The sequence below is a fragment of the Labilibaculum sp. DW002 genome, from assembly GCF_029029525.1.
Classification (GTDB): Bacteria; Bacteroidota; Bacteroidia; order Bacteroidales; family Marinifilaceae; genus Paralabilibaculum; species Paralabilibaculum antarcticum.
Window position 1 is genome coordinate 70,633 of sequence record NZ_JAKJSC010000007.1, and the last position, 24,011, is coordinate 94,643.

At 34.9% G+C, this 24,011-nt stretch carries 20 protein-coding genes; 2 read left to right on the top strand and 18 right to left on the bottom strand.

The genetic code is table 11. The annotated features are described in order from the left end of the window. The 3 genes from L3049_RS18630 to L3049_RS18640 all read right to left on the bottom strand — a co-directional run bounded on the left by L3049_RS18630 (nucleotide 1) and on the right by L3049_RS18640 (nucleotide 5,094). Entirely contained in the window at nucleotides 1-2,379 is a 2,379-nt protein-coding gene (locus L3049_RS18630) for a TonB-dependent receptor (protein ID WP_275111338.1), read from the bottom strand. A gap of 410 nt (nucleotides 2,380-2,789) precedes the next feature. Continuing rightward, nucleotides 2,790-3,914 (bottom strand): helix-turn-helix domain-containing protein, encoded by a 1,125-nt coding sequence (locus L3049_RS18635; protein WP_275111339.1) that lies wholly within the window; start codon nucleotides 3,912-3,914, stop codon nucleotides 2,790-2,792. 109 nt (nucleotides 3,915-4,023) lie between these two features. Next, nucleotides 4,024-5,094 (bottom strand): carboxypeptidase-like regulatory domain-containing protein, encoded by a 1,071-nt coding sequence (locus L3049_RS18640; RefSeq protein ID WP_275111340.1) that lies wholly within the window; start codon nucleotides 5,092-5,094, stop codon nucleotides 4,024-4,026. 304 nt (nucleotides 5,095-5,398) lie between these two features. Here L3049_RS18640 and L3049_RS18645 point away from each other — a divergent pair, with 304 nt between their 5' ends. Then, nucleotides 5,399-6,448 carry a 3-deoxy-7-phosphoheptulonate synthase gene (locus L3049_RS18645; RefSeq protein ID WP_275111341.1) on the top strand — a complete coding sequence of 350 codons (1,050 nt, stop codon included), beginning with the start codon at nucleotides 5,399-5,401 and terminating at the stop codon, nucleotides 6,446-6,448. Between the two features lie 101 nt (nucleotides 6,449-6,549). Here the strand turns inward: L3049_RS18645 and L3049_RS18650 are convergent, their stop codons facing one another. The 15 genes from L3049_RS18650 to L3049_RS18720 form a co-directional block, all read right to left on the bottom strand. Beyond that, on the bottom strand, nucleotides 6,550-6,942 hold the full coding sequence (locus L3049_RS18650; RefSeq protein WP_275111342.1) for an endonuclease domain-containing protein: 393 nt from the start codon (nucleotides 6,940-6,942) through the stop codon (nucleotides 6,550-6,552). A gap of 116 nt (nucleotides 6,943-7,058) precedes the next feature. Beyond that, nucleotides 7,059-7,802 (bottom strand): L,D-transpeptidase family protein, encoded by a 744-nt coding sequence (locus tag L3049_RS18655; protein WP_275111343.1) that lies wholly within the window; start codon nucleotides 7,800-7,802, stop codon nucleotides 7,059-7,061. A gap of 9 nt (nucleotides 7,803-7,811) precedes the next feature. Beyond that, the gene (locus L3049_RS18660) at nucleotides 7,812-8,315 is read right to left on the bottom strand and encodes a hypothetical protein (protein WP_275111344.1); all 504 of its coding nucleotides are present in this window, start codon (nucleotides 8,313-8,315) and stop codon (nucleotides 7,812-7,814) included. 136 nt (nucleotides 8,316-8,451) lie between these two features. Further along, complete coding sequence (locus tag L3049_RS18665) at nucleotides 8,452-10,959, bottom strand: S9 family peptidase (protein ID WP_275111345.1); 2,508 nt, start codon at nucleotides 10,957-10,959, stop codon at nucleotides 8,452-8,454. A 189-nt stretch (nucleotides 10,960-11,148) separates the two neighbouring features. Then, nucleotides 11,149-12,003 (bottom strand): GNAT family N-acetyltransferase, encoded by an 855-nt coding sequence (locus L3049_RS18670; protein ID WP_275111346.1) that lies wholly within the window; start codon nucleotides 12,001-12,003, stop codon nucleotides 11,149-11,151. 23 nt (nucleotides 12,004-12,026) lie between these two features. Then, on the bottom strand, nucleotides 12,027-12,569 hold the full coding sequence (locus L3049_RS18675) for a DUF1697 domain-containing protein (protein WP_275111347.1): 543 nt from the start codon (nucleotides 12,567-12,569) through the stop codon (nucleotides 12,027-12,029). A gap of 156 nt (nucleotides 12,570-12,725) precedes the next feature. Next, nucleotides 12,726-13,154 (bottom strand): acyl-CoA thioesterase, encoded by a 429-nt coding sequence (locus L3049_RS18680; protein ID WP_275111348.1) that lies wholly within the window; start codon nucleotides 13,152-13,154, stop codon nucleotides 12,726-12,728. 135 nt (nucleotides 13,155-13,289) lie between these two features. Then, nucleotides 13,290-14,216, bottom strand: a complete 927-nt coding sequence (locus L3049_RS18685; RefSeq protein WP_275111349.1) for a CsgG/HfaB family protein — start codon at nucleotides 14,214-14,216, stop codon at nucleotides 13,290-13,292. Between the two features lie 188 nt (nucleotides 14,217-14,404). Further along, the gene (locus L3049_RS18690; protein ID WP_275111350.1) at nucleotides 14,405-15,388 is read right to left on the bottom strand and encodes a chorismate synthase; all 984 of its coding nucleotides are present in this window, start codon (nucleotides 15,386-15,388) and stop codon (nucleotides 14,405-14,407) included. Nucleotides 15,389-15,490: 102 nt separating this feature from the next. Further along, nucleotides 15,491-15,931 (bottom strand): 2-thiouracil desulfurase family protein, encoded by a 441-nt coding sequence (locus L3049_RS18695; RefSeq protein WP_275111351.1) that lies wholly within the window; start codon nucleotides 15,929-15,931, stop codon nucleotides 15,491-15,493. Nucleotides 15,932-15,943: 12 nt separating this feature from the next. Then, nucleotides 15,944-17,221: a 3-phosphoshikimate 1-carboxyvinyltransferase gene (aroA, locus tag L3049_RS18700; protein WP_275111352.1), complete on the bottom strand. Its 1,278-nt coding sequence runs from the start codon at nucleotides 17,219-17,221 to the stop codon at nucleotides 15,944-15,946. Between the two features lie 11 nt (nucleotides 17,222-17,232). Next, the gene (gene aroB, locus L3049_RS18705; RefSeq protein WP_275111353.1) at nucleotides 17,233-18,276 is read right to left on the bottom strand and encodes a 3-dehydroquinate synthase; all 1,044 of its coding nucleotides are present in this window, start codon (nucleotides 18,274-18,276) and stop codon (nucleotides 17,233-17,235) included. 83 nt (nucleotides 18,277-18,359) lie between these two features. Further along, nucleotides 18,360-19,445: a bifunctional 3-deoxy-7-phosphoheptulonate synthase/chorismate mutase type II gene (locus L3049_RS18710; RefSeq protein ID WP_275111354.1), complete on the bottom strand. Its 1,086-nt coding sequence runs from the start codon at nucleotides 19,443-19,445 to the stop codon at nucleotides 18,360-18,362. A 148-nt stretch (nucleotides 19,446-19,593) separates the two neighbouring features. Continuing rightward, nucleotides 19,594-20,532 (bottom strand): prephenate dehydrogenase, encoded by a 939-nt coding sequence (locus tag L3049_RS18715; RefSeq protein WP_275111411.1) that lies wholly within the window; start codon nucleotides 20,530-20,532, stop codon nucleotides 19,594-19,596. After that, nucleotides 20,513-21,667, bottom strand: coding sequence for a pyridoxal phosphate-dependent aminotransferase (locus L3049_RS18720; protein ID WP_275111355.1), 1,155 nt, complete (start codon nucleotides 21,665-21,667; stop codon nucleotides 20,513-20,515). Before L3049_RS18720 ends, L3049_RS18715 begins: the two co-directional genes overlap by 20 nt. 942 nt (nucleotides 21,668-22,609) lie before the next feature. Here L3049_RS18720 and L3049_RS18725 point away from each other — a divergent pair. Further along, the gene (locus L3049_RS18725) at nucleotides 22,610-24,010 is read left to right on the top strand and encodes an anthranilate synthase component I family protein (RefSeq protein WP_275111356.1); all 1,401 of its coding nucleotides are present in this window, start codon (nucleotides 22,610-22,612) and stop codon (nucleotides 24,008-24,010) included. Nucleotide 24,011: the final 1 nt, after the last annotated feature.

Consider the following 24,011-nt stretch of genomic DNA (forward strand, 5'->3'; position numbering starts at 1 on the left):
TTAAAATTTAAAGTTGTAAGTAACTGATGGTACAATTCCGAAAATAGCTGTTCGAGTAGCTTCGTTTGCACCTGATTCTAAGTTTTGACCGAATGAAATTGCTGCGGCATTTTGTCGGTTATACAAATTGTATATTCCAAAGACCCATTCGCCTTTTAATCTGTTGTTTGGCTTCCTGTTCGGCTTGTAACTTACCGCTACATCTAAGCGATGATAGGATGGTAAACGATCTGCATTTCGGTCGGAGTAACTTGCGATCGATAATCCTTCGTATTGATATTGACCATTAGGATAGGTAACAGGTCGCCCTGTCTGAAAAACCAGATTTGAACTCACCGTCCATTTTTCATTTAGTTTGTAAGATCCTGTTAAAGAAATGTCGTGCGTGCGATCGTGAGAAGATTTGTACCACTCACCATTGTTGATCCCTAATCCGCCAGCTTTACCACCAGGTGTTTTTTGTTCCGCTCTTGAAAGAGTGTATGCCAACCAACCTGTAAAACGGCCTTCATTTTTACGTAACATTAGCTCCAAACCATAAGCTCTTGCTTCTCCATTTAGAATTTCTGCTTCAATTTGCTCTGTTCCGATCAAATCCGATCCATCAATGTAATCGATGCGATTGTCGGTGGTTTTATAGTAAGCTTCCAATTCTAAAGAATAAATACTGTTTTTAAAGTCTTTAAAATAACCAAGAGAATATTGATCGGAAAGCTGTGGTTTAATGTACTGGCCACTTGGAGTCCAAACATCTAATGGCGTAACCGATGTGGTATTCGAAAGCAAATGGATGTACTGTGCAGCTCTTGTATAAGCAGCTTTTACCGATGAGGATTCATTCATTTGGTAGGATAGGGCCAAGCGTGGTTCTAAGTTATTAAAATCAGCTATGCGGTCGTTTTTCTTATATTCTGTTTCGCTAATTTCAGTTCCTCTTTCGTAAATGCCCAATGTTGAGTTGTAAACAACAGGTAGGTTATTTGCATAATTGGTCATGGATTGGCCGCCAAATCGCATGAAATTGCTGTATCTCACTCCGTATTGAAGACTAAGTTTGTCGCTTAATTTGTGTTCGGCATTTATGTACAAAGCACTTTCTAAAGCTCTCTTTTGTTCCAACTGCAAGTAGTTGATGGATGAGGTCTCGGAAGTTGGGCTAATTTCTCCCGGATTGAATTTATAGCCAATTGTACTCAGTCCAAAATCTAATTTTAGTTTGCTACTCGCATAATACTTAAAATCATATTTTAAATTGTAATTGTGAATTTCTGAAATCCAATCGAAATCCATAAAATCCAATACCAATTCATAGTCGTATTTGCTGTAAATTAAGGATAAGTTTGAGAATAACTTGTCGTTAAAGATGTGGTTCCATCTCAAGTTTCCCGATAAATTACCATAATTGCTTTCGAATGCACCATTAATGCTAAAATTGTCTCGTCCGAAATATCCCGAAAGGAAAATTTTGTTCTTTTTGTTGATTTCGTAATGACTTTTTAGGTTTAAATCATAAAAAGAGGCGCTGTTGTCATTGTCTGCAAGCTTTAAGAAAAGATGTGCATACGAGCTTCTTCCAGCCATAAGAAAAGAGCCCTTTTTATTGAACATTGGACCTTCGACAGCCAGTCGACTCGAGATGAGCCCAATTCCACCTGTCATGCTAAAGTTTTTACTGTTACCATCTTTCTGGCGAATGTCCAATACCGATGATACTCTTCCACCAAAGCGAGCTGGAATGCCTCCCTTGTATAATTTCACGTCTTTTATTGCATCAGCATTAAAAACTGAAAAGAATCCCAGTAGGTGAGAGGAGTTGTAAATAATTGCTTCGTCGAGCAAAACCAAATTCTGATCTACAGAACCTCCACGGACATGAAAACCACCTGAAGCTTCTCCATTGTTTGTAACGCCAGGAAGTATTTGTATTGCTTTTAGTACATCTGTTTCGCCTAGAACTACCGGCATCTGTTTTATTGTACTGGCCTTAAGTTTAGAAACACTCATTTGGGGTAAGCTAATGTTTGCCTTTTCACTTTCTTCGCCAGTAACAATAATTTCACTCAATTGAGTTGTACTTTCGTTGATTTCAAAATCTACCTTCTGATCTTTTTCAAGTATGATTTCTTTTGAGGATTCTTGATATCCAAGATACGATACACTAAGTGTGTAATTTCCTTTTGGAACTGTTAGAGAGTAAAATCCATATTCGTTACTCATTACACCAATACTTGTTCCTTTAAAATAAACAGATGCTCCTAGTAGGGTTTCTCCATTTTTTACATCTTTTACGGTTCCGCTAACAGTATAATTCTCTTGAGCATAAACCGAAGAGACAAATAGTGTTAGTGCTAGAACTACGCTAGTAATAATCTTTCTCATTTTCTTGTACATCATTTACCAATTTCTACTTAATTTGTTTTTATTGGTCTTCTTTTGTTGATCATCACTATTTGGTAGATAGTGGGTTTTGTGTAAAACTTATAGTATGACAATTGTAAATCCTTTTACACGTATCGTGTTTTTAATTTTTTCGTCATAATTATTCTTTTTACTTTTTCCTGATCTTTTAATTGTTGTAAATCGTTTACTCTTTTTGCCTTATAATACAACTGATATTTTTTGAAAAGTGGTAAGTTCAAATTTCAAATTTCAAATTTCAAATTGAGCTTTTTATAAATCATTTTGAATAAAGTTTGACAAACATCTGGAAATTAATATTTGGAAAAGACTCTCCTTATAAGTACGTACAAATTTAAGGTGCGTGCTTATAGGCAAGCCTAGTTAATTAACTATACTGCAGTCTTTTGTTCTCTAAAGAATTCTGATGGTGTTTTTTGTGTATAGGCCTTGAAATGTTTGTTGAAAGTCGACTTTGAGTTGAATCCGCAGTCTTGCGCCAAAGACATTAAGGTGAATTTTTCATTTTTTTGTTGAGAAGCCAATCGAATAAATTCTTTAATTCGAAGCGAATTGATGTAATTATAAAAGTTCTTTTCTTCTTTTTCGTTAATGACTTGAGATAGGTGATTGGGGTGAACGTTTAGTTGTTTTGCCAATTCACTTAAGGTGAGATTCTCTTGTTTGTAAAGATTTTTATTTGGCATTAGTTCGTTTAGTTTACTATAGATTTCTTCTGCCATTTCTTTATTCACACCAGATTTAGCATATCTTTTTTTCTCTGGTGAATTTAATTCTGTCTTTTGCTCTTTTTCAATCGGATTTTTGTTTTCATTATCTGAATTTGATGAAGGGGAAGTGGTGAAAATATTCATTTGATTGATTCCAAAAAAACCGATAAACAGCACAAAGACAACTATACAGGAGAAAATAATTTGCTCATCGAAAAACAATGCGACAACCCATATCAAACCTAAGCCGATAGAAAGGTAACGGAGCCATTGCAATTCTTTCTTATCGGTATTTGAAAATGTAGTTTGTATGTTTTTTTGGTGCTTTCTAATTAAAAGAAGTGTCCAAACGGTATAAGCAATTCCACTAATAATCATCGATACTTGATGAATTAATAAATACCATTCATAACCAATTCCTTCATTTCTAAATATGTAGATTTTTTCTTCTCCTGTAAGAGAGAAAAATGGAATTAGAAGTAAAATTAGTATGCAGAACGGTATTAGGTGCGGCAAGCTAATTTTTGAGGTGATTTTTTTTCCAGTCGCTTCTAAGACATAAAAATAAAGCAAAACACCATGTAAAATTGGGAGAGGCATTAAAATGCCCAACATATGTGGAATCTCAAAGGTTTTGCCTGTGATGTGATGATAAAATAGAGCTTGGTGTATAGCCATTAACAAGAGCCAGATTGCTAAAACTTTATCTGCTTTTGATTTGTTCTTTTTTATCAATAAAAGGAACTCAAGAAAAAAAGCAATACAAATACCAATTATAAAAAACATGTAGGATGGATTAGAGTCGGTTAAATTTGACTCGAATTTAAGCTTTTATTACTTTATTATAATGGTTTAAATGTCATTTAAAAGTGAATAATTCATAAAGAATGTGAAATTATTTAGGGCAATAATCGTCTGGTAAAGTATTCGCAGGAGAATTGTTTCCCATCGCTCCTTTTACTTCAAAAACTAAATGTGGAGATGTTCCATTAGAACGAACTTCAAATTCTTGACCAAGTGAAATGAATTGTGATGTATGATAACGATAACCATTAAATTCATAGTTTAAATTAATTGGCATGTCATCGAAGTCTTCGTAATATACAACTGATATTTTATCAGCGTTAAACTTAAATTTTTTGGAATCTTTTTGCGCCAATGTTAAAACGAACGGATATCGAATTGAATCTTCCTTTACTTTAATTGAAAAGCCATTTTCTTTTAATTTACCATTATATAAAGAAGTAAGGAAATGTCTTAGCGAACCATGATAATGTTCGCGCCTATTATCTTCTATTTTTGTAAGGGTTTCAGAGTTAAATTGTCCAGTTTTTGTGTAATAATGATAAGCTTTAAGTTTAAAAACACCATGTCCATTTGAGTTTAATTCAAGTTTCTTTCCTGATCTAAATTCTTTTTTACATACATGAAAGTCTTGAATAAGTATTTTCACATTGTAGCCTAATTGATTGTTTCTTACAATAAGAGGGGAATTGCAATAAGCGTGAAAATCATGTTCATCACGCTTAAACTTTAATACTGAATCATTTAATATTTGAATTTGTCGTTTGGTGGTATTCCAGAGAAAATATTCATTAAACATTCGTAGATTTCTCTTTCTCATATCTTTTCCTTTTACCCTAACTTCATCAATGCCATGATTTACTTTACTTAGTTTGATTGGGAAAGTGCAAGATTTTGTAACAGGTATAACTACAGATTTGTAACTAACATGCATTACTACTAAATGACAAGGTAGAAAAGGAGTTTTAAGAGAAAATTCTCCATTCTCATTTGTAGTTGTTCCAACTGTAGCGCCAGAGATAAATAGTTCTACATTTTTAATTGGTTCATTGTTTTCAATATCAACAACTCGACCTGTTAGTAATTGTTTGTCATTATTAGCAAAAACCGATTGTAGAGATGCATATAAAATGATTAGGCTTAATAGTTTGATTTTATTCATTGACCTAAAATTAAATCATTAGTGAATATTATGTACTAATCTACAAAACAATAAGATGGAAGCAAAACATTCATTTTATATTTTTTGTGCTAGATTATTCTTTATCAAAATTAAGAAATGAATTTGCAATGTTTTATGACGAAAATGTATGGAAAATGATTCTCGATAGAGTTAAGTTATCATGTTAGTTTTTTACTACAAGGATAATTATTGGCTTGCCTAAAAATTCGAATTCATAGAAATAAAGCTTATTTTCACAAGCTGTAAGACAATTTACGATCAAAATCAATTAAGAGTAAAGAATATGATGGACCCGAGAATAGAGAATTTAAATGTGAGTGTGGAGCAGTCGATTATAACCCCTTCGCAATTAAAAGATTTATATCCCCTTTCTGAAAAGCACATAGAAACTGTATATAATGGACAGGCTACAATAAAAAACATATTAAATGGTAGCGACAAGCGAATACTTGCAGTGGTTGGGCCTTGTTCAATTCATGATGTGAAGTCGGCTAAAGAGTATGCGCAGAAATTGAAAGTATTAGCTGATGAATTAAAGGATGATTTGTTTATTGTTATGCGTGTCTATTTCGAAAAGCCAAGGACAACTGTAGGTTGGAAAGGAATGATTAATGATCCATACATGGATAACTCTTGCAAAATTCAAGATGGTTTAAAACAAGCTCGTGAACTTTTGGTATACATTGCTGAATTGGGTTTGCCAGCAGCGGGAGAGGCCTTAGATATTGTAACACCTCAGTACATACAAGATTTGTTTTCTTGGACAGCTATTGGAGCTCGTACTACTGAATCGCAAAGTCATCGTAACATGTCAAGTGGATTGTCATCGGTAGTTGGCTTTAAAAATGGTACCGATGGTAATATCGATATTGCCTTAAATGCAATGCAAGCAGTAGCAGCTCCACATAATTTTGTAAGTATTAATCCTGAAGGTAAGGTCGCTGTTGTGCGCACTTTAGGGAATCCAAATACACATGTAATACTTCGAGGTGGTAAAGAACCTAATTTTGATAGAAAGCATGTTGCAGAGGTAGAAGAGAAGTTAGCGAAGCAGGGAATAGAACATGGAATAATGGTTGATTGCAGTCATGCCAATTGTGGAAAAGAAGCAGCGAAACAAGAAATTGTATTGAAAAGCTTGGCGGAACAAATTAGCAATGGCAACAAATCGATTATCGGATTTATGATCGAGAGTCATTTAAATTTTGGAAAGCAAAGTATTCCAGAAGACAAATCGGAACTGAAATATGGTGTTTCGGTAACCGATGAATGCCTTGATATTGAGTCAACAGAACGAATCTTGCGAGAGTTTTGCGAGAAAGTTGGAAAGTAAAACTTAACTATAGCGTACAATATTTGTGTGACAAAAGAATCCCGATCTACGTAAGTAAATCGGGATTTATATTTTACTAGAATATTCTTGTGTTCCTTTGGTTATCTATGAAATATTGGGTTGTTATTATCTAATTGAAAGTTGCTAATAATTTTCTCTTTCACTTTTTCAATATTATCAAGCTCCTCATTTTTGATACGAATAACCTGAATTCTTTGGCTTCTTAGGATCTCATCACGTTTGCCATCTTTATTTTTTGTGAAATCATGAATTTTACCATCCAATTCAAGAGCTAGTTTTTCCGCATCGCAATAAAAATCAGGAATGAAAAAGAAATATTCATCATTGTATGATTCATAAACAATAACATGTTGTCGAATAAATTTTCGGCCAAGTAATTGTCTCTTACGGATATGTTTCCATAACAACTCTTCCGATTTCGTGGTGTTTGCTCTTAGTTTATTCTTGATTTCTTTTAGTTCTTGGTACTTCATTTTTTTTGACATTTCACCCTTTTGTCTGTAGACATTTTCCCTTGTAAGGGAAAAAACAATATGTAGCTTTCTCCCTTTTTTGAGGGGAGATGTCCAAAGGACAGAGGGGTGCTTTATTATTTGCTAATCAAATGTCCACCATTTTTCAAAAATTGAATTTTAGGAATTGTTTTATTCTTATTAAACAGATCGTAAGCCAGTTTTAATTCTTTCCAGAGATCTGTTTTGTCTTTATCACTCTTATATTTTTCAAGTAAAAAATCGTAATTCTTCTTAATCAAAACAGTAGGGAAAATAGTTACAGGAATTGTATTCTGACCATTGTTTTTGGCCTCAACGCAAAACAGGTAAAGTTCCTTGATTTGATCATCGGTTATAGGCATACAGCCAATAGTAACGCATGAACCATGAATAAAAATATCACCGCCTAATTTACCTTTTACACCAAGTATTTTATCTGATGTATTGGGATAATTAATGCCTAGAGAAAGGTGGAAGTTGCTGTAGGGATTAAATCTGTCGATATGGTAAAACCCTTCTGGAACTTGAAAATCTCCTTGTTTTCGTTTTGGTCCTAGTCTTCCAGAGCTTCTGCAAATTTTGTACTCCTTAATTAGCTTAAACTTTTGATCGCATTTATTCTTTCCCCACAATTGAATTTTCTTATCATTCTTGAAAGCACGTAAATACACTTCTAAATTTTCTATTTTGATGTTCTTGCTCTTCAACAGATCTTTTATTCCTTGTTCTTTTTCAGCATATGCCTCACGAACTCTCGGATATCTTTTTTGTTCTGACTTGAAAGACTTACTATTCATTAATGTGAGTAGTGTTGTTAGAAGGAGAATTGTTATTTTCATTTAAGGAAATTAGGCTGGTAAATTATATAATTCCTCTATTTTTATTTTTAAAGATTCAATTTCAAGTAAAGGAATTTGCACAATTGTATCAATAAATTGATCTTCATCTTTAAGTAGTAATGTACCAAATATTTCATTTGAAACATTGTGCTGCTTTATTTCAACTGCTAAAGTTTTAGTGTCAATTTCAGTTTTATTGTCTTTGAAAAATTTGTAATCGGCTTCATATATTATTTTTTCTTTTTCTAAATAGATCAATTCTTTTCCATGTTTATTCCATAGAAATAAGCGTAGGAAATAGTATCCTGATAATCCAAACATGATATAAAAGATAACGAATCCAAAAGATAATTCACCAATTAATAGCATTGCGCCAACAGTTGACAGGATTGGCAAAACAAAGAAAAAAACAGTGAAGAATTGAAGTATGATTCTGCAAAATATTGATGCTTGCGGCGATGTCAAGATGATTTTAGATAAGGGATTTTCTATTAGTTCAATATTGGATTTCATATTCGATTTTTAGTGTAATATTTTGTTCAATTTAATTTAAACTAAATTTAAGAATTAATCAGCAAAAAACAATTGTGCACAAAAAATCCCGATCTACAGAAGTAAATCGGGATTTATATTTAATTAGATTATTCTCTTAGTTCTTTGGCTTTTCATTTTGCATTTCAATGAAATCTGCTCCATGTCTAAAGTCTCCAAGTAAATGCTTGCAGAAATACTCACTTCTAATCCAAAATGAATACTCACTCATATTTCCAAATCCATGACGCTGCCCAGGATATAGGAAGAAATCGAAGCGCTTATTAGCTTTTATCAAAGCATTTGCCATTCTGATACTGTTACCAGGATGAACATTATCATCGATATCACCTGTTACAATCATTAGTTTTCCTTTTAAGTTTTTAGCTAAACTAGGATTGGTGTCAATCTTATACTTGAAAGTTGTATCTCCCTTTTCGCTAACCACTTCTTTTACACCATGGTGAGTTTCACTCCACCAACGGTTATAAATATTATTATCATGATTTCCGGCTGCCGATACAGCAACTTTAAAGAAATCAGGATAAACCAACATGGCAGCAGTTGACATAAATCCGCCACCAGAGTGTCCGTAGATACCAACTTTGTTGATGTCAATAAAATCGTGACGATTAGCGAGACGTTCTAAGGCAACTTTCTTATCCAATAGAGGGTAGTCTCTCATGTTTTGATATCCGTAGTTGTGATACCACTTAGAACGGGCAGGATGACCACCTCTATTTCCCATAGTTACAACAATAAAACCAAGTTGAGCCATTCGATCAGCTCTATCCATACGAGTTGAGAAACTCTTGTAAACAGCCTCGGTCTGAGGACCTGGATAAACGTATGTTAGAATCGGATATTTCTTGTTTGGATCAAAATCGAAAGGCTTATACATTACACCGTAGATGTCTGTAACACCATCACCAGCTTTTACGGTGAAGATTTCAGGAAATTTGTATCCTGATTCAAAAAGAATTGACAAATCAGCAGTTTCCAAATCCATAATTTTGGTTCCTTTAGAATCGTAAAGTTTCGATTCTGGAGCCGAATCAACTCTTGAAGCGTTGTTCACAAAGTAATGGGTTTGATCGTTAAGGTTTACTTTGTGATCGAAATTACCTTTGTTTAGAAGTTTTAAGCCCGTTCCATCAAAATTTACACGATATAGGTGTGAATAGTATGGATCTTCACCTTCTTCGTGGCCATTCGCTGTGAAATAAAGAACTCTGTTTTTTTCATCTACACCTTGAATTTTATCACAATGCCACGCTCCTGAAGTGATTTGATTCTTAAGCTTACCAGCTTTGTCATAAAGATAGAAATGAGCCCATCCATCACGTTCTGACCATTGAATGAACTCTTTGCCCTTGTTAATAGATACTAAAGGACGAGTTTCGATGTAAGTATTCAATCTTTCTTCGATGATTACTTTAACTTCTCCGGTACTTGTGTTAGCTGTACAATAATCCACACGTTTCATATCACGGCTAGTACGCTTGAAATAAAGCATATCGCTACCTTTATTAATCCATTTAGAGAATTTTACATCATCAGCTTCATTACGCTTTTGCCTAGGGGCTCTTAAAATAGAAATGGTTTGATCTTTAAAAGCATCAGCCTTAACTTTAAGTGTTTCTTTAGTATCCCAATCGATAACAATAAGCTCTGTTTGTGGTGCTTCTTTCTCACCAGCCATGTGGTATTTATAGCTCTCTAATGTAGGACGACCTTTTGCAACCGAATTGATTACCCATAGATCTTTTACTTTACGTTCGTCTTCGCGAACTGTAGCGAATTTTTTAGAATCAGATGAAAAAGTTACGTAAGCTTCTTTTCTCTTATCTTTTTCTTCTTCTTTCTCTCTGTTGGTTTTACCGTATGAATTGGTTCCATAACAATAGTGCTCAACACCGTCTTTTGTTAATTGATGTTCAACAATAGTAGAATCCTTCTCATTTTTCTGAGCTTTCTTGTAGTTTTCAGCATCCATCCACCAAAGGTTGTGCTGTTTAGCAAAAATCACATACTCTTGGTTTGGTGCAACCGATGCCCATTTCTTTTGCTCAAGTGGTTTTTTGAAATCATCAACAAGGATTAACTTTTTAGAAGCTATTGTGTACTGGAAATGCCACACTTTAGCTACCATTTTCTTTTTAGCTTTTTCCTTCTTTTCGTCATCTTTCTTCTCCTCTTGCTTGTTTCCATCTTCATCCTTTTCTTCCTCTTCAACCAATTTACTTTTTACCTGGAATTGAAGAGCTTTTTCATTTTTGATGAATTTAAGCTTGCTAATGTACATGTGTTGAGCATCGAATGGATCACCAGTAAGACGACTCATATCTGCAGCCATTTTTACGCCATTAAACAGTTCCTTTTTCGTATTCTTTACAGGATCAACTATATAGTATTTTTGTCCTTCGGATGTGCGATAAGTGTACCAAAATTTTTCTCCATTCTTTAACCAATGCGGGTTTACCGATGTAGAGAATACCATACCACGCAATTTTGTAGGCGAAAAGCGTGCTGCTAATTCATAATTTGCCTTTGTCACAGGTGTTTCCTGTGCAAACAAGCCCAATCCTATAATTACTAGTAGGAGTGTGAGTAAGTTTCTTTTCATGATTGAGTAATTATACTTTGTTGTTTTAAGTTGTTTCTATTAAAGACACCAAAAATAAGATTAAGAGTGACAATTAAGGAGGATTAAATTGATAAATAAGTGGAATAAATGGATTTTTCGATAAGTATAGGTATTTTCTAGATGTACATATGTTGTAATTTTTGAATATTGCTATCGAATTCCTTTTTTCTACAATTTTTTAATCATTTCAAATTGTTTGCCAATTGGGTCTATAAAATTTGCTTTTAAAAAATTGGTTATAGAGGTACAGCTTACGTCTGTATTGATAATTTTAATGGAATTGTGTTTATTATTTTTTAGAATTTGGGAAAGTAAATGGTTTCCAACTCCTTTTCTTCTATGTCTTCTATCGACAGCAATTTGGCTTATATCTCCAGAATTTGGCTCAAAAATACAATAGCCGATTAAACTTTCTGAGTCGGTAATACCTATGGCTTTAAAATCTAATGGATTTCGGGATATTGCTTCAAAGCTATTTTGCCAAGAAGGATTGAAATCGCAAAATTCTAGCATTAAATTGGTGTTATTTAGATCAATGTCAATTACTTGATATCCCTGGTTTAATTGCTTGGCGCCAAATTGCAACTCAGAATTGTCCTTCACAAAGTAGTTAAATTCTCGACTCACTTCGAATCCCAATTTTTTATATATAGAAACGGCTTTTTCATTGTGTTGCAATACTTCCAGTAAGTATTGTTCAATTTCTGAACTTTTTAGATATGGGATGGAATACTTAAATATTTCAGATGCAAGACCTTTTCCACGATACTCTTTTATTGTCCCAGTTCCTGTATCGTAGGCAGTTTTAATGCCCTTAAATTCTCCAATTCCGTTTAAGGTGAAAGCTACAATTTTATCATTTTCATAGGCGGCAAAAGAAAGTGATGGATCAAAGCCTCTTCTGCTCATCATGCGAAAGAATTCTTCTTTGCTTAGCTGAATTTCGTAATCGTTAAAGGCTTGTGCAAATGCTTCGTATATAGCATCTGGGTTTTCATTTTTAAGAGATGTAATACTCGCCATAATTTTGGACTATTTTCAGATGATTATTCGGATAATTCTAAAAGTTTTAAAACTGTTTTCCAATTACGCGTAGTTGTACGAACTTCTAGCTTCGATTCAAAGAACTGATTGCTTAATTTGGTTTTGTGATAAGGACCTGGACAAAAAATAAACACATTTTGATTTTTAATTTGAAATTCATCAGGAGAGAAATTCAAATTGCTGATTTTATTAATCAAGTCTGCTTCTGGTTTTTTGTTTAGAAAGGTGAGGCAAATGCTTTCAATACCCTTCGTTTCGGTATATGGATTAATCTGAATTGCTTCTTGAAGTTCATTTGTTGTTATTACAATTACGGGAACATCAAAACCATATTCTTTTTTTACAGCTTCTTCTATTTTATTCGCTAATTCAGATGCAGGCTGTTCTTTGTATTCGAAAATTACATTACCACTTTGTATATAACTGGTGCAATTGGTAAAGCCTAACTTGGTATACAGATTTTTTAAATCAGCCATTAGAATCTTGCGTTTTCCACCAACATTAATTCCTCTTAGGAGGGATATGTATTTAATCTTTTTATTCATAAACAATAAAGTTGAAAATAAATATACAATTAATAGTTCGAACTTTATAAAGGGAAAGGATGTCTATGAAATAAGGAACTAATGCTTTCTTAAGGTGAATTAATTTCAAAAAGAAAACCACAAAAATATCATTTTGTGGTTTTCCGTTTGTAGGTTTTATTCTACCAAACTATATTCTTTGGCTTTTTCGTAAGCCTCTAATAATCTTTCTGGAACAAGAGATGGCCTTTTCTTTTCAAGGTTATAAAAGCAACCAACTTGCTTTCCTTTACAATGAAGTACGTCATCAGATTTAATCTCAAATTCCATTTCCCATTTACTCGATCCTAAGTTTTTAATGGTACAATAGCCTTTGGGTTTATCATGTATTGTAAGCGGTACTTTGTAGTTAACTTCAGTTTTGACTAGAATAGGGGAGATCCCTGTTGCAATCATCTCTTCGTAAGAATAACGCTTGTCAAGGAATAGATGACGTAAATCTTCGAACCAGCGGATGTAAGTTATATTACTCACAATTCCCATCGCATCAATGTCATAAGCTTTTATGCTTATGTCCATTTCAACTGTCATTGAATAATCTATCATTATTAGTAGTCGGTTTATTGTTTGTTTTTGCCCTATAAATATACAATTAATGGCTTGAATAGCTGATTTTATGCTTTGTATTTAATGGAATTTAACACTATTTATTGCTGAATTATGAATGGACGATGGAAGAACCTATTTTAGGCGAACAAAATTACCCTTCGCAAATCCAGAACCTTGAACAATTGAACATTTAGAAGCTTTACCATTTCCAATACTAGCATCGGTAATTTTAATCTCTCCAATCTTGGAATCAACACTTCCTAATGATATTCCTGTGTCAGGATCAATAAGGTCCTCTCCTTTGCTATATACCGAGAACACATCACCAACTTGTAGACCATCTGCTTTGCCCGAATTGATAAAAACGACTCCTGATTTTTCGGTGATTACTTTTGCCTGCCATGGAATGTTGTTGGCACTGTTATCTATCATCGAAACGATGTCTTCAATTGCTTCCCTTGCGGCCTTACCAACAAGGGATTCATCGAAGTCTTTCCGATCCTTGAAATTGAGCTTATTGGTTCTTAGCTTTAGTCCTTTAGCCGATTTTTTCTTTCGCACATTTTCAGCTGTGATGATTTCTCCTGTTGATGTATTTACCATGCGAACATCTACTCCTACAGTAGCTGCTTGATTGGAAACACCAATGCCCAAGCCTTTTATAGAACCGCCAGTTTCTCCTTTTTTATAGCCAAATTCGGATACGGAACCAATTACGGCAATTTCTACACCCAATACACTTCCAATTTTAGCAGCACTTTGTTGGGTTACACGACCACTTTGACCAAAGTCTTGTTCGTTTAAAATACGATCAATTTCAGCTCTTTCAATTACCCGGTAGTTTCCAGATTTTACCAACGCAGTTGTTAGCATATCGCTGACTCCATCGCCAACACCCTTGTTGTTCCACCAACGCCAGCTTTTATCTGTTTTGTCTTCGAAAACGAAAACTGCAATTCTTTTTTTTATTTGAGGTTCCTGAGCAGATATTTTTGTTGCTAAAAAACAAAACAGGAAGAAATATCCACAAATCCGCAGCAAATTTCCATTATTTTTCATGTTCGGTTTAATTTTAGTTAATATTCTGAAAATCAATTGGAAGTAATAAGTTACGGAAAAATGAGGAGTCTGTAAAGAGTTAATCTTAATTTGGAATTGGAGAAATTTGTAGTGCAAAAAAGAGATGCTGCGAACAACATCTCTTTTTTAATTGATTGAAATATATTATTGTAGCGAACTACGATAATTTATGCTTTTCGTGCTTTGTCTAATAGTTTTAAATCTGCTAAGGCAATGGCTGTTACAGCTTCTACAATAACAGGAACCCGAAGAGCAATACATGCATCGTGACGTCCTTCAATCAATAGATCTTCCATTTCAGAAGTTGAGATATTCATAGTTTTCTGACTCACACCAATCGAAGAAGTTGGTTTAATAGCTACTCTAAACACAATCTCGTTTCCATTAGTAATACCACCATTGATTCCTGCTGCGTGATTGGTTTCTGTTTTTCCATCAGCCGATAGAATGTTATCGTTATGCTCCGATCCGGTCATTTTAGCTGCATCAAAGCCTGAACCGAACTCAATTCCTTTGGTTGCAGGAATTGCAAACACAAGATGAGAGATCATAGACTCAACCGAATCGAAAAATGGTTCTCCTAATCCAATAGGAAGATTGTTAGCTTTACATTCTACAATACCACCAATAGAATCGTGTTCAAGAAGTGCTTCTTCAATGGCTGCATCAAAATCAGTTTTACCTCCAATTTCGGTTAGTTTGGCATCGATGTTCACATCGCCTAATATTTTTTTAGCAACCGTTCCAGCAGCAACAATTCCCAATGTTATTCTACCAGAAAAATGACCACCACCTGTATAATCATTGTTTTTGCCAAACTTGTGCTGAGCAACAAAATCGGCATGACCAGGGCGAGGTGTATCTAGCAAATTGCTATAATCCTTGGATTGCGTATTGGTATTATGAAATAGAATAATAATAGGTGCACCTGTGGTTTTACCTTTAAAAGTTCCGCTTAGAATGTTTGGTAAATCTTTCTCGATACGCGGCGTTGTTCCTTTAGCGCCCGATTTACGGCGACTCAAATCAGGTAATAAATCTTCTTCAGTAAGAGAAATTCCGGAAGGGCAACCATCAATTGTGATGCCAACACCTTTACCGTGAGATTCTCCGAATATGCTGATTTTGAAAATTCTTCCGAAATTATTCATTTGTATAGAGGTATGAGATAAGGGAAAGCTTTACAGCTAATCTCCACAATCTGTTATTCGTACTAAAATTAATTATTTTAAATCGCTTTGCAATTTACTTCCTTATTTGATAATCGTATGGAAATTTGTTTCGTTGAAAATTTCAATGTCCATCTCTAATAGTCTTTCGGCAGTAAAACCATTTCCTTTTGTTAGTGTTCTTGTATAGCTACCATCGTAAATGTTTCCATATCCACAGGATGGACTATTGGCTTTTAAAATCACCATTTTAGCATTCAAAGCTTTGGCTACATTCGAAAATATTTTTGCACCTTTCGAAAATTCTTGGGTATAATCATTTTGATCCTGACCAATTACTTTTCGCTCATTGTTTTTCAATACAATCTCACACGGAATTCGTGGTGTAGATAATCCTCCTAATTCTTCAGGACAAAGGGCAATTGCTTTGTTTTCAAGTACCATCTGTTTTATTTCTGGCACTTCATTGCTTTTGCCATCGTATCTGCACTCACATCCTGCCAAGCAGGAACTAACTATTATCATTTTATATTTTCTTTAAACAAATTGACTCTTGAAATAGAATTGAGCCACACCACCACCAATTTTTCGTAAATCAGTAAAGAAATCAGGGTATGATTTTGCTACACATTCGTGCTGTCCAATTTCAACAGGATTAAGTGATGATAATCCAGCTACAGCCAATGCCATTGCAATGCGATGATCGTTATTGCTATTGGCTAAGCCGCCACGTAATCTTCCGCCTGGGATTATCATTTCGTCTTCTTCGATTCGAATTGGAACACCCAATTTCGCAAATTCTTTTTGCAATACAATGCCACGATTACTCTCTTTGTGCTCCAATCTGTGAACTCCTTTTATTCTTGTTTCGCCATTGCAATTTGCCGCAAGAGCTACCAATGGAGGAAACAAATCAGGACAATGAGTTGCATCAAAATCAAAAGCATTTAAGCCTTTTTTCTCTACACTTAAGGTGTTGCCTTCCCATTTAATAGAAGCACCACATTTTTTTAGCGCTGTCAGAATTTCTTTATCTGCTTGATAAGAATTTTGATTCATGTGCTCTAAACTCACACTTCCTTTTATTGCTCCAGCAACAAGAAGGGGAGCAGCAGAGCTCCAATCGGCCTCAATAGTATATTCTGTAGGTTTGTATTTTTGATTTCCTTTAATTGCAAAGGTCTTGTAATCTTCATGTGTTATCTCAATGCCAAAATCTTTTAACAAATCGATGGTCATGTTGATGTAAGGAATACTCTTCAAGTTGTTCACCTTTAGTGTGGTATCCTCTGCGCGGCAAGGTAAAGCCATTAACAATCCGGTTAGGAATTGAGATCCCAGTGATCCGTCAATTTTAGCGAAATTGCTTTTGTAACCACTTTGTAGCTGAATTGGTAAAAATCCTTTTCCTGTGTTTTCACATTCTATTCCTAGATTTTCCAACCCTTCTAAAATGTTGTGGATTGGTCTTTTTAGAATGCTTCCTCGGCCATTAATCTCTGTCTTTGCAGGATTTAAGGCAACAATTGGAGAGAACATCCTTAGAGATAAACCAGATTCTCCTACATTGATAATTTCTGGAGCTACTCCTTCAGAGGAAATGACTTGAAGTGCTGTATCTTGCTTATTCACCTCTGATCCCATTCGCTGAATGATATCAGTAGCGGCTTCAGCGTCTTCACATTTACATGGATTGTGAATAATGGATGTGCCTTTGGCTAACATTGCTGCTGCCAAAGCTCTTTGCATCATACTTTTTGAAGAAGGAGGGGTTAGTTTTCCTTTAATTGTTGAGGCTTGGATTCGAACTCTCATAATTTGTGGTTTTATTGGGCTGTTTTGGGTTTGGCACAAAGACCAATTACTTTGGTTTTTAGTTCATCAATTGGAATCGTAACAATGCTAGCTTCTCCAATTTTTTTGAGTAGAATAAAGTCAATTGTTGACCTGTTTTTCTTTTTGTCCTTGATTAAATATTGGTTAATGGTTTCCGCAGAAACATTGTGGTTTAAAGGCAGTTCAAAATCAGTTAATAAACTGCTAATTTTTTCTGAATCAGCACTGTTCAAATTGCACATTTCAACAGATAATTCGGCAGCTAATATCATACCAACCGAAATGGCTTCTCCATGTGTTAAATCAGAATTGTTTTCAATGGCATGACCTATGGTGTGACCAAAATTTAGTTTCTTTCGCTCACCTTTTTCAAATGGATCGCCTTCAACAACTTCTGTTTTAATTGAAACGGCTCTAAACACCAAATCTTCCATTAATTCAGAGTCAAGATTTAGCAATGCATCTTTATTCTCCTTTAGAAAGTGATAAAGTTGCTCATCCTTAATAAATGCATGTTTGATTACTTCACCAAATCCACTTCGTACTTCACGTTTAGGTAAGGTTTGAAGCAATACAGGATCACAAATCACAAATTTAGGAGGATTGAAAATGCCAATCATGTTTTTTAGCTTGCCAAAATTGACGCCATTTTTACCCCCTACACTTGCATCTACTTGAGATAGAAGAGATGTGCTGATAAAGCCAAACTCAAGACCTCGCATGAAAATGGATGCAACAAAACCAGTTACATCAGAAACCAAACCACCACCCATTCCTAGTAAGAATGTATTTCTATCGGCACCTTTTTCAAGCAATTGATCGATTATCTTTTCGATCGTTTGCCAGTTTTTATTTCCTTCTCCACAACCCATTATGATGTAATCGAATTGGTTGATGAATTCAGAATAATGTTGATAGATGTTCTCATCACAAATCAAAATGCACTTTTTCTCTGGCAAATGGTTTTTTACGTTCAAATAAGATTCGCCTACAAAAATGCTGCTGTTTTGTTTCTTGATGTGTATGGTTTTCATTTTTCTATAGAGATTTGAGAGAAGAGATATTAGATGAGAGAAAGAAATTCTCATTTCTCACGTCTAATATCTCAATTCTAATATTATGAGTTCATGATATCTTCCTGCTGGTTGATTGATTCCTGGTGAATGGCTTTGAATAAGCTGTTAATGAATTGCTCACTGAAGCCTTTCTTTTTACCATTTACCATACTCTTTTCAAGAATAGAACCCCATCTTTTGTTCTGTAAAACGGTGATGTTGTTCTCTTTCTTATAATGACCAATTGTTTTGGCTACTTGCATACGATTTTCCAAAAGCTCAAGCAATTTCTGATCGAAATCATCAATAAGGTGTCTTAATTCTCCAAGTGTATTGTCAACCAATTCGTTTCCTGCTTCAGGATCACGAAGAACTAAGTTAGCTAAAAGTTCTTTAAGCGCTACTGGTGTTAATTGTTGTTTAGCATCACTCCAAGCTTCTTCAGGCTTGCAATGCGATTCAATAATTAAACCTTCGTAGTTTAGGTCCATTGATTTTTGAGTCACTTCCTCTAATAAATCGCGATCACCAGTAATGTGGCTAGGATCACAAAAGATAGGAAGTTGTGGCATTCTTCTTTTCAATTCAATTGGAATTTGCCATTGAGGATCATTTCTGTATTTCAACTTCTGGTAAGTTGAGAATCCACGGTGAATAGCAGCTAATCTTGTTAATCCAACCGCGTGAAGTCTTTCAATTGCTCCCATCCATAACTCAAGGTCAGGATTAATTGGGTTTTTCACCAAGACAGGAATATCATGTCCGCGTAAAGCGTCTGCAATTTCTTGTACAGCAAATGGATTAACTGTGGTTCTTGCGCCAATCCAAAGAATATCAACACCAGCTCCTAAGGCTAATTCAACGTGACGTGCGTTCGCTACTTCAGTTGCGGTGATCAATCCGGTTTCTTCTTTTACTTTTTGTAGCCAGATTAAACCTTTTGCTCCAATTCCTTCGAAACTATTCGGGCGAGTACGTGGTTTCCAAATTCCAGCGCGAAATATAGGAATTCCTGCAGCTTTAATTCCTCTTGCTGCGTCTAATACTTGTTCCTCTGTTTCTGCACTACACGGTCCACCGATTACAAGAGGGCGGGTAGTAAGCTCAACTGGCCAGCTGCTTAAATCCTTAATTTCCAAATTCTTCATTGTATACTGTTTTTTTTACTCTTTTCTGAGTGATTAAAAATATGGTTATTTCTTAGATGATATTTTGTATCGTTTTTCGTCGTATTCCTGTTAAAGTGAATTCCTTTTTTCTTTATCCTTTTTCACTTGTCCCTTTCTACTTGAAATTTTATGCTCTGTTTCTGATTTTATCAGAATTTTCGATGGTTTCTTGTTCATTTCTTTCTTTCTGATCAAGAACTCTTCGAATATCATTGGCTTCATAAATCAAATCATTCATTCCATCCAAATCATCTTCTTCAATTAGGTCTTTAAATTGTTGAAGTGTATCGATGTATTTTTGAAGTACTTTTCCAACATGCTTTTTGTTTTGCTTAAAAATTGGTGTCCACATTTCAGCAGAACTCTTTGCCAAACGTACGGTAGAATCAAATCCACCACTAGCCAATTCAAAAATGTGCTTGTCTTTTTTCTCTTTATGCAATACCGTTAACGAAAGGGCAAATGCACTAATGTGAGATAGATGTGAAACGTAAGCCGTTTGTCTGTCATGAACTTCAGCGTCCATATAAACACATCTCATTTTAAGTGCGTGAAACATCTCAGTTACGATATTCACGGCTTTTTTATCTGAATCTTCAGGATTACAGATGATAGAACATTTTCCATCAAATAATCCAGAATGTGCTGCCTGTGGACCAGAAAATTCCGTTCCCGCCATTGGGTGAGCTGGCACAAATTGTTTTCTTTTCGGATGATTTATTAAAGAATCAATCAATTGCTCTTTTGTAGATCCTAAATCAGTTACAATTTGCTGATCAACTAAATCCATAACCTGTGGCAATAATGTTAAACAAGCATCAACAGGTATCGCTAAAACAACCAAATCAGAAGCTTTTACTGCTGAGTCCAGATTCATTAGCTCATCTACTAAGCCAAGTTTTTTAGCGGCATGGGCATTTAGGGTATTGTTATCAACACCAATCACCTTGCTAACGAATCCTCTTTTTTTCAAATCAAGAGCTATCGACCCTCCAATTAATCCTAATCCTATTACTGATAGTATCATTGTTTCGAAATTTTCTGTTCTAGTTCTCTTTAATTCTATCTATTGCTTCCTGAATTACTGCTTCGCTGCTGCACAATGAAATTCGGATGTATTTATTTCCCTGATCTCCAAATATTCCTCCTGGTGTAATAAACACTTTCGATTCGTTTAGAATTTTGTCACTCAGTTCGTAGCAATCTTTATATTTGCTTGGAATTGCGGCCCATACAAACATTCCTCCTTGATCTTCTCTTGGCGTACATTCAATCAAATTCATCAGTTTAAATACCAATTCTCTTCTGATCTTGTATACTTCGTTAATAGAGTCGTACCAGCTTTTGTCATGTGATAGTGCTTTGATTGCCGCTTGCTGAACTGGATAAAACATTCCAGAATCCATATTGGTTTTTACTTTCAATACAGGTTCTAACAATTCAGGCTTTCCACAAATCATTCCAACTCTCCAACCTGGCATGTTGTGCGATTTGCTAAGAGAATTCAACTCAATGCAACAATCTTTTGCTCCATCAATACTCATAATGCTCATAGGAGTATCGTTAAGGATAAAGCTATATGGATTGTCATTTACAATCAAGATTTGATGTTTTCTACCAAAAGCAACCACTTTTTCCAGTAATTCTTTACTTGCTCTTGCTCCGGTAGGCATGTGTGGGTAATTGATCCACATGATTTTCACCTTGCTTAAATCTCTTTTTTCAAGAGCTTCGAAATCAGGATGATAATTGTTTTCTTCAACCAATGGATAAGAAACGATTTTTCCACCAAGCAAATTTGTTACAGATGTGTAAGTAGGATAGGATGGATTTGGAATTAAAACCTCATCACCCTCGTTCAAATAAGCCAATGAAGTAATCATGATTCCTTCTTTAGATCCCATTAAGGGTAAAATCTCGTTGGCCGGATTTAAATCTACATCGAAGAAAGTCTTGTACCATTTCGAGAATCCTTCACGCAATGCAGGAATTCCTTGGTATGATTGGTATCCATGACTCTTTGGATGAGCACAAGCTTCTTTAAGCATATTCCATGTGTCTTCCGAAGGAGACATATCCGGATCACCTATTCCTAGGTTTAGAACTTTTACTTCCCCCTCGTTCAAACGTGCTATCTCCTTCAGTTTAACTGAGAAGTAGTACTCCTTAACTCCTTGGGTTCTGTTTGCTGGTTTAATCATTATTCTTGTGGTTAAAATCTTGGTTATATCTAAAAAAAAATCCCGCTCGTTAGGAGCAGGATATTTTTATACTTTTTATTTAAAATTAGGTATAAGGCATCCTGCCCGGTCGTTGTTGTACCAGAAATAAAAATAATAATATCGAAATGCCAATCCTGTATTGTTCATCTTGTAATGTTGTATAAAAAAAGGTCTTACCTGTTGGGCAAGACCTTTAAATGTATCTGTTCGATTTATACATATCAATTCTTGCTCTTATCGTTGTGGATAATAGAAATACCAGAAATAATAAAAGTAAGTGCTGAATGTTTTCATCGTTAATATCAATTGTTTCATTGTTATCTGATTCAAATGTATGAATAATTTCTTAGCATGCAAATCTCTTTTTTATTCTTAACGAAATGGTAACGTTTGAGTAATGTGTTGAAATAAGGCTGTAAGTGTTGAAAATACTGGTGTTTTAGAGATAAAGTAATTTTATTTGAAAATAGTTAATTTTTGGTGGGTGGATAAAAATAGGGGTGGAATGAAATAAAATAGATCTTTTTAGGAATCACCCCTTGAATTTTAAGGTGCTTGTGTTTTTAAATGGGTTTGTAAGGCTGTTTTAAAATAATTCAAAAAAAATAAAAGTGTTTAGAATGCTTACAAATAGAGGGCTTTAGGCTTGTTTGGTAGATGCTATTTGTCCTGTTTTTTGAAATGCGATTTGGTAATTGGCAAAAATATTATTTAGATTTGTAGGAAGCAAAAAGCAAAATTATGCAAGGAATGAAATGCAAATATTGGTGGTGGCAGTTCTGTAATCTCTCAAACAACATGAGTGGAAGTGTCCTCCGTATGTGCAAATTTTAGTTCCAAAAAATATAAAACTAAAAAGCAAGCGGCCTACTGATCTCAGTAGGCCGCTTTTTTTTTGAATCGAATCTAACTATTAGCCAAATGATAAAATTTAAGTACCTGAAAAAAGAAATGCTTGCCGATGTGATCACACCGGTTAGTATGTATATCAAATTGCGTGACCGATTTTCGGGTGCAATTTTATTGGAAAGTTCGGATTACCACAGTCCGGAAAATGCAAGCTCATTTATCGCTCTAGACCCTATTGCTAGTATCACCTTGAAAGATGGTGAATTGATTGAAGAGGTAGAAGGCAAAAAGGAAATCTGCAATGCTAGAGGAAAAGGAAAACGTTTCGTTTCTGGTAAGCTGAAGGATTTTGTAAATCAGTTTGATTTGGAAGAAAAGGAAAATGTTCCGAAGGCAAATGCTTTATTTGGATATACGACGTTTGATGCGGTTCCCTATTTTGAGGATCTTGATTTTAACTTGGAAAAGAAGCAATCGGGAATTCCACAAATGTGTTATTCGCTTTATCGCTTTATCATCGAGGTAAATCATTTTAACAATACTTTGAAGATTATTGAACTGGTAAAGAATGGTGAAGAGTCAAGAATTAGAGAAGTTTCTGATTTGTTGAGAAATAGAAACTTACCTGCTTTTACTTTTTCCTTAGAAGGTGAGGAGCAATCCAATATGGATGATGAAACTTACAAGAATTTGGTGACAAAAGGAAAGCAGCACTGTAAAAGAGGCGATGTATTTCAGATCGTTCTTTCGCGTCAGTTTTCTCAAAAATACAAGGGTGATGATTTTAATTTGTATCGTGCTTTACGATCGGTTAATCCGTCACCTTATTTGTTTTATTTTGATTACGGATCGTACCGAATTATGGGTTCTTCACCTGAAGCGCAAATAGAAATCAAGAACGACAAGGCTTACATTCATCCAATTGCGGGTACGTTCAAAAGAACTGGCGATGCAGTTAAAGATGCTGAATTGGCAAAGGAGTTGCTGAAGGATGAAAAAGAACAGGCAGAACATGTGATGTTGGTTGATTTGGCTAGAAATGACTTGAGTCGGGATGCAACAAATATCAAAGTAGAGACATTCTGTGAAGTGCAATATTTCTCTCATGTAATTCACTTGGTTTCGAAGGTATCTGGAGAGTTGCCAAAAGATTACAATCCATTCCAATTAATGGGCGATACCTTTCCTGCAGGAACCTTATCAGGGGCACCAAAATATCGTGCAATGGAACTGATTGATAAATACGAACCAACTGCCAGAGGATTTTATGGTGGTTGCATTGGTGCATTGGGTTTCAATGGAGAAGTAAACCAAGCCATCATGATTCGAAGCTTTATGAGTAAAGACAACCATTTGTATTTTCAGGCAGGAGCAGGAGTGGTCGAAAAATCTAGCGAAGAGAGTGAATTAAACGAAGTGAGTAACAAATTAGCAGCCTTGCGTAAAGCACTGGCTATCGCTGTAAACATATAGG

Bases quoted from the DNA above. Each gene is read 5' to 3' on its own strand.
- L3049_RS18710 (WP_275111354.1), bottom strand. From the start codon at position 19,445: ATGAAGAATTTGGAAATTAAGGATTTAAGCAGCTGGCCAGTTGAGCTT.
- L3049_RS18670 (WP_275111346.1), bottom strand. From the start codon at position 12,003: ATGGCGAGTATTACATCTCTTAAAAATGAAAACCCAGATGCTATATAC.
- L3049_RS18695 (WP_275111351.1), bottom strand. From the start codon at position 15,931: ATGATAATAGTTAGTTCCTGCTTGGCAGGATGTGAGTGCAGATACGAT.
- aroA (WP_275111352.1), bottom strand. From the start codon at position 17,221: ATGAGAGTTCGAATCCAAGCCTCAACAATTAAAGGAAAACTAACCCCT.
- L3049_RS18725 (WP_275111356.1), top strand. From the start codon at position 22,610: ATGATAAAATTTAAGTACCTGAAAAAAGAAATGCTTGCCGATGTGATC.
- L3049_RS18680 (WP_275111348.1), bottom strand. From the start codon at position 13,154: ATGATAGATTATTCAATGACAGTTGAAATGGACATAAGCATAAAAGCT.
- aroB (WP_275111353.1), bottom strand. From the start codon at position 18,276: ATGAAAACCATACACATCAAGAAACAAAACAGCAGCATTTTTGTAGGC.
- L3049_RS18660 (WP_275111344.1), bottom strand. From the start codon at position 8,315: ATGAAATCCAATATTGAACTAATAGAAAATCCCTTATCTAAAATCATC.
- L3049_RS18690 (WP_275111350.1), bottom strand. From the start codon at position 15,388: ATGAATAATTTCGGAAGAATTTTCAAAATCAGCATATTCGGAGAATCT.
- L3049_RS18675 (WP_275111347.1), bottom strand. From the start codon at position 12,569: ATGAATAAAAAGATTAAATACATATCCCTCCTAAGAGGAATTAATGTT.
- L3049_RS18655 (WP_275111343.1), bottom strand. From the start codon at position 7,802: ATGAAAATAACAATTCTCCTTCTAACAACACTACTCACATTAATGAAT.
- L3049_RS18640 (WP_275111340.1), bottom strand. From the start codon at position 5,094: ATGAATAAAATCAAACTATTAAGCCTAATCATTTTATATGCATCTCTA.
- L3049_RS18650 (WP_275111342.1), bottom strand. From the start codon at position 6,942: ATGAAGTACCAAGAACTAAAAGAAATCAAGAATAAACTAAGAGCAAAC.
- L3049_RS18665 (WP_275111345.1), bottom strand. From the start codon at position 10,959: ATGAAAAGAAACTTACTCACACTCCTACTAGTAATTATAGGATTGGGC.
- L3049_RS18720 (WP_275111355.1), bottom strand. From the start codon at position 21,667: ATGATTAAACCAGCAAACAGAACCCAAGGAGTTAAGGAGTACTACTTC.
- L3049_RS18685 (WP_275111349.1), bottom strand. From the start codon at position 14,216: ATGAAAAATAATGGAAATTTGCTGCGGATTTGTGGATATTTCTTCCTG.
- L3049_RS18635 (WP_275111339.1), bottom strand. From the start codon at position 3,914: ATGTTTTTTATAATTGGTATTTGTATTGCTTTTTTTCTTGAGTTCCTT.
- L3049_RS18645 (WP_275111341.1), top strand. From the start codon at position 5,399: ATGATGGACCCGAGAATAGAGAATTTAAATGTGAGTGTGGAGCAGTCG.
- L3049_RS18630 (WP_275111338.1), bottom strand. From the start codon at position 2,379: ATGAGAAAGATTATTACTAGCGTAGTTCTAGCACTAACACTATTTGTC.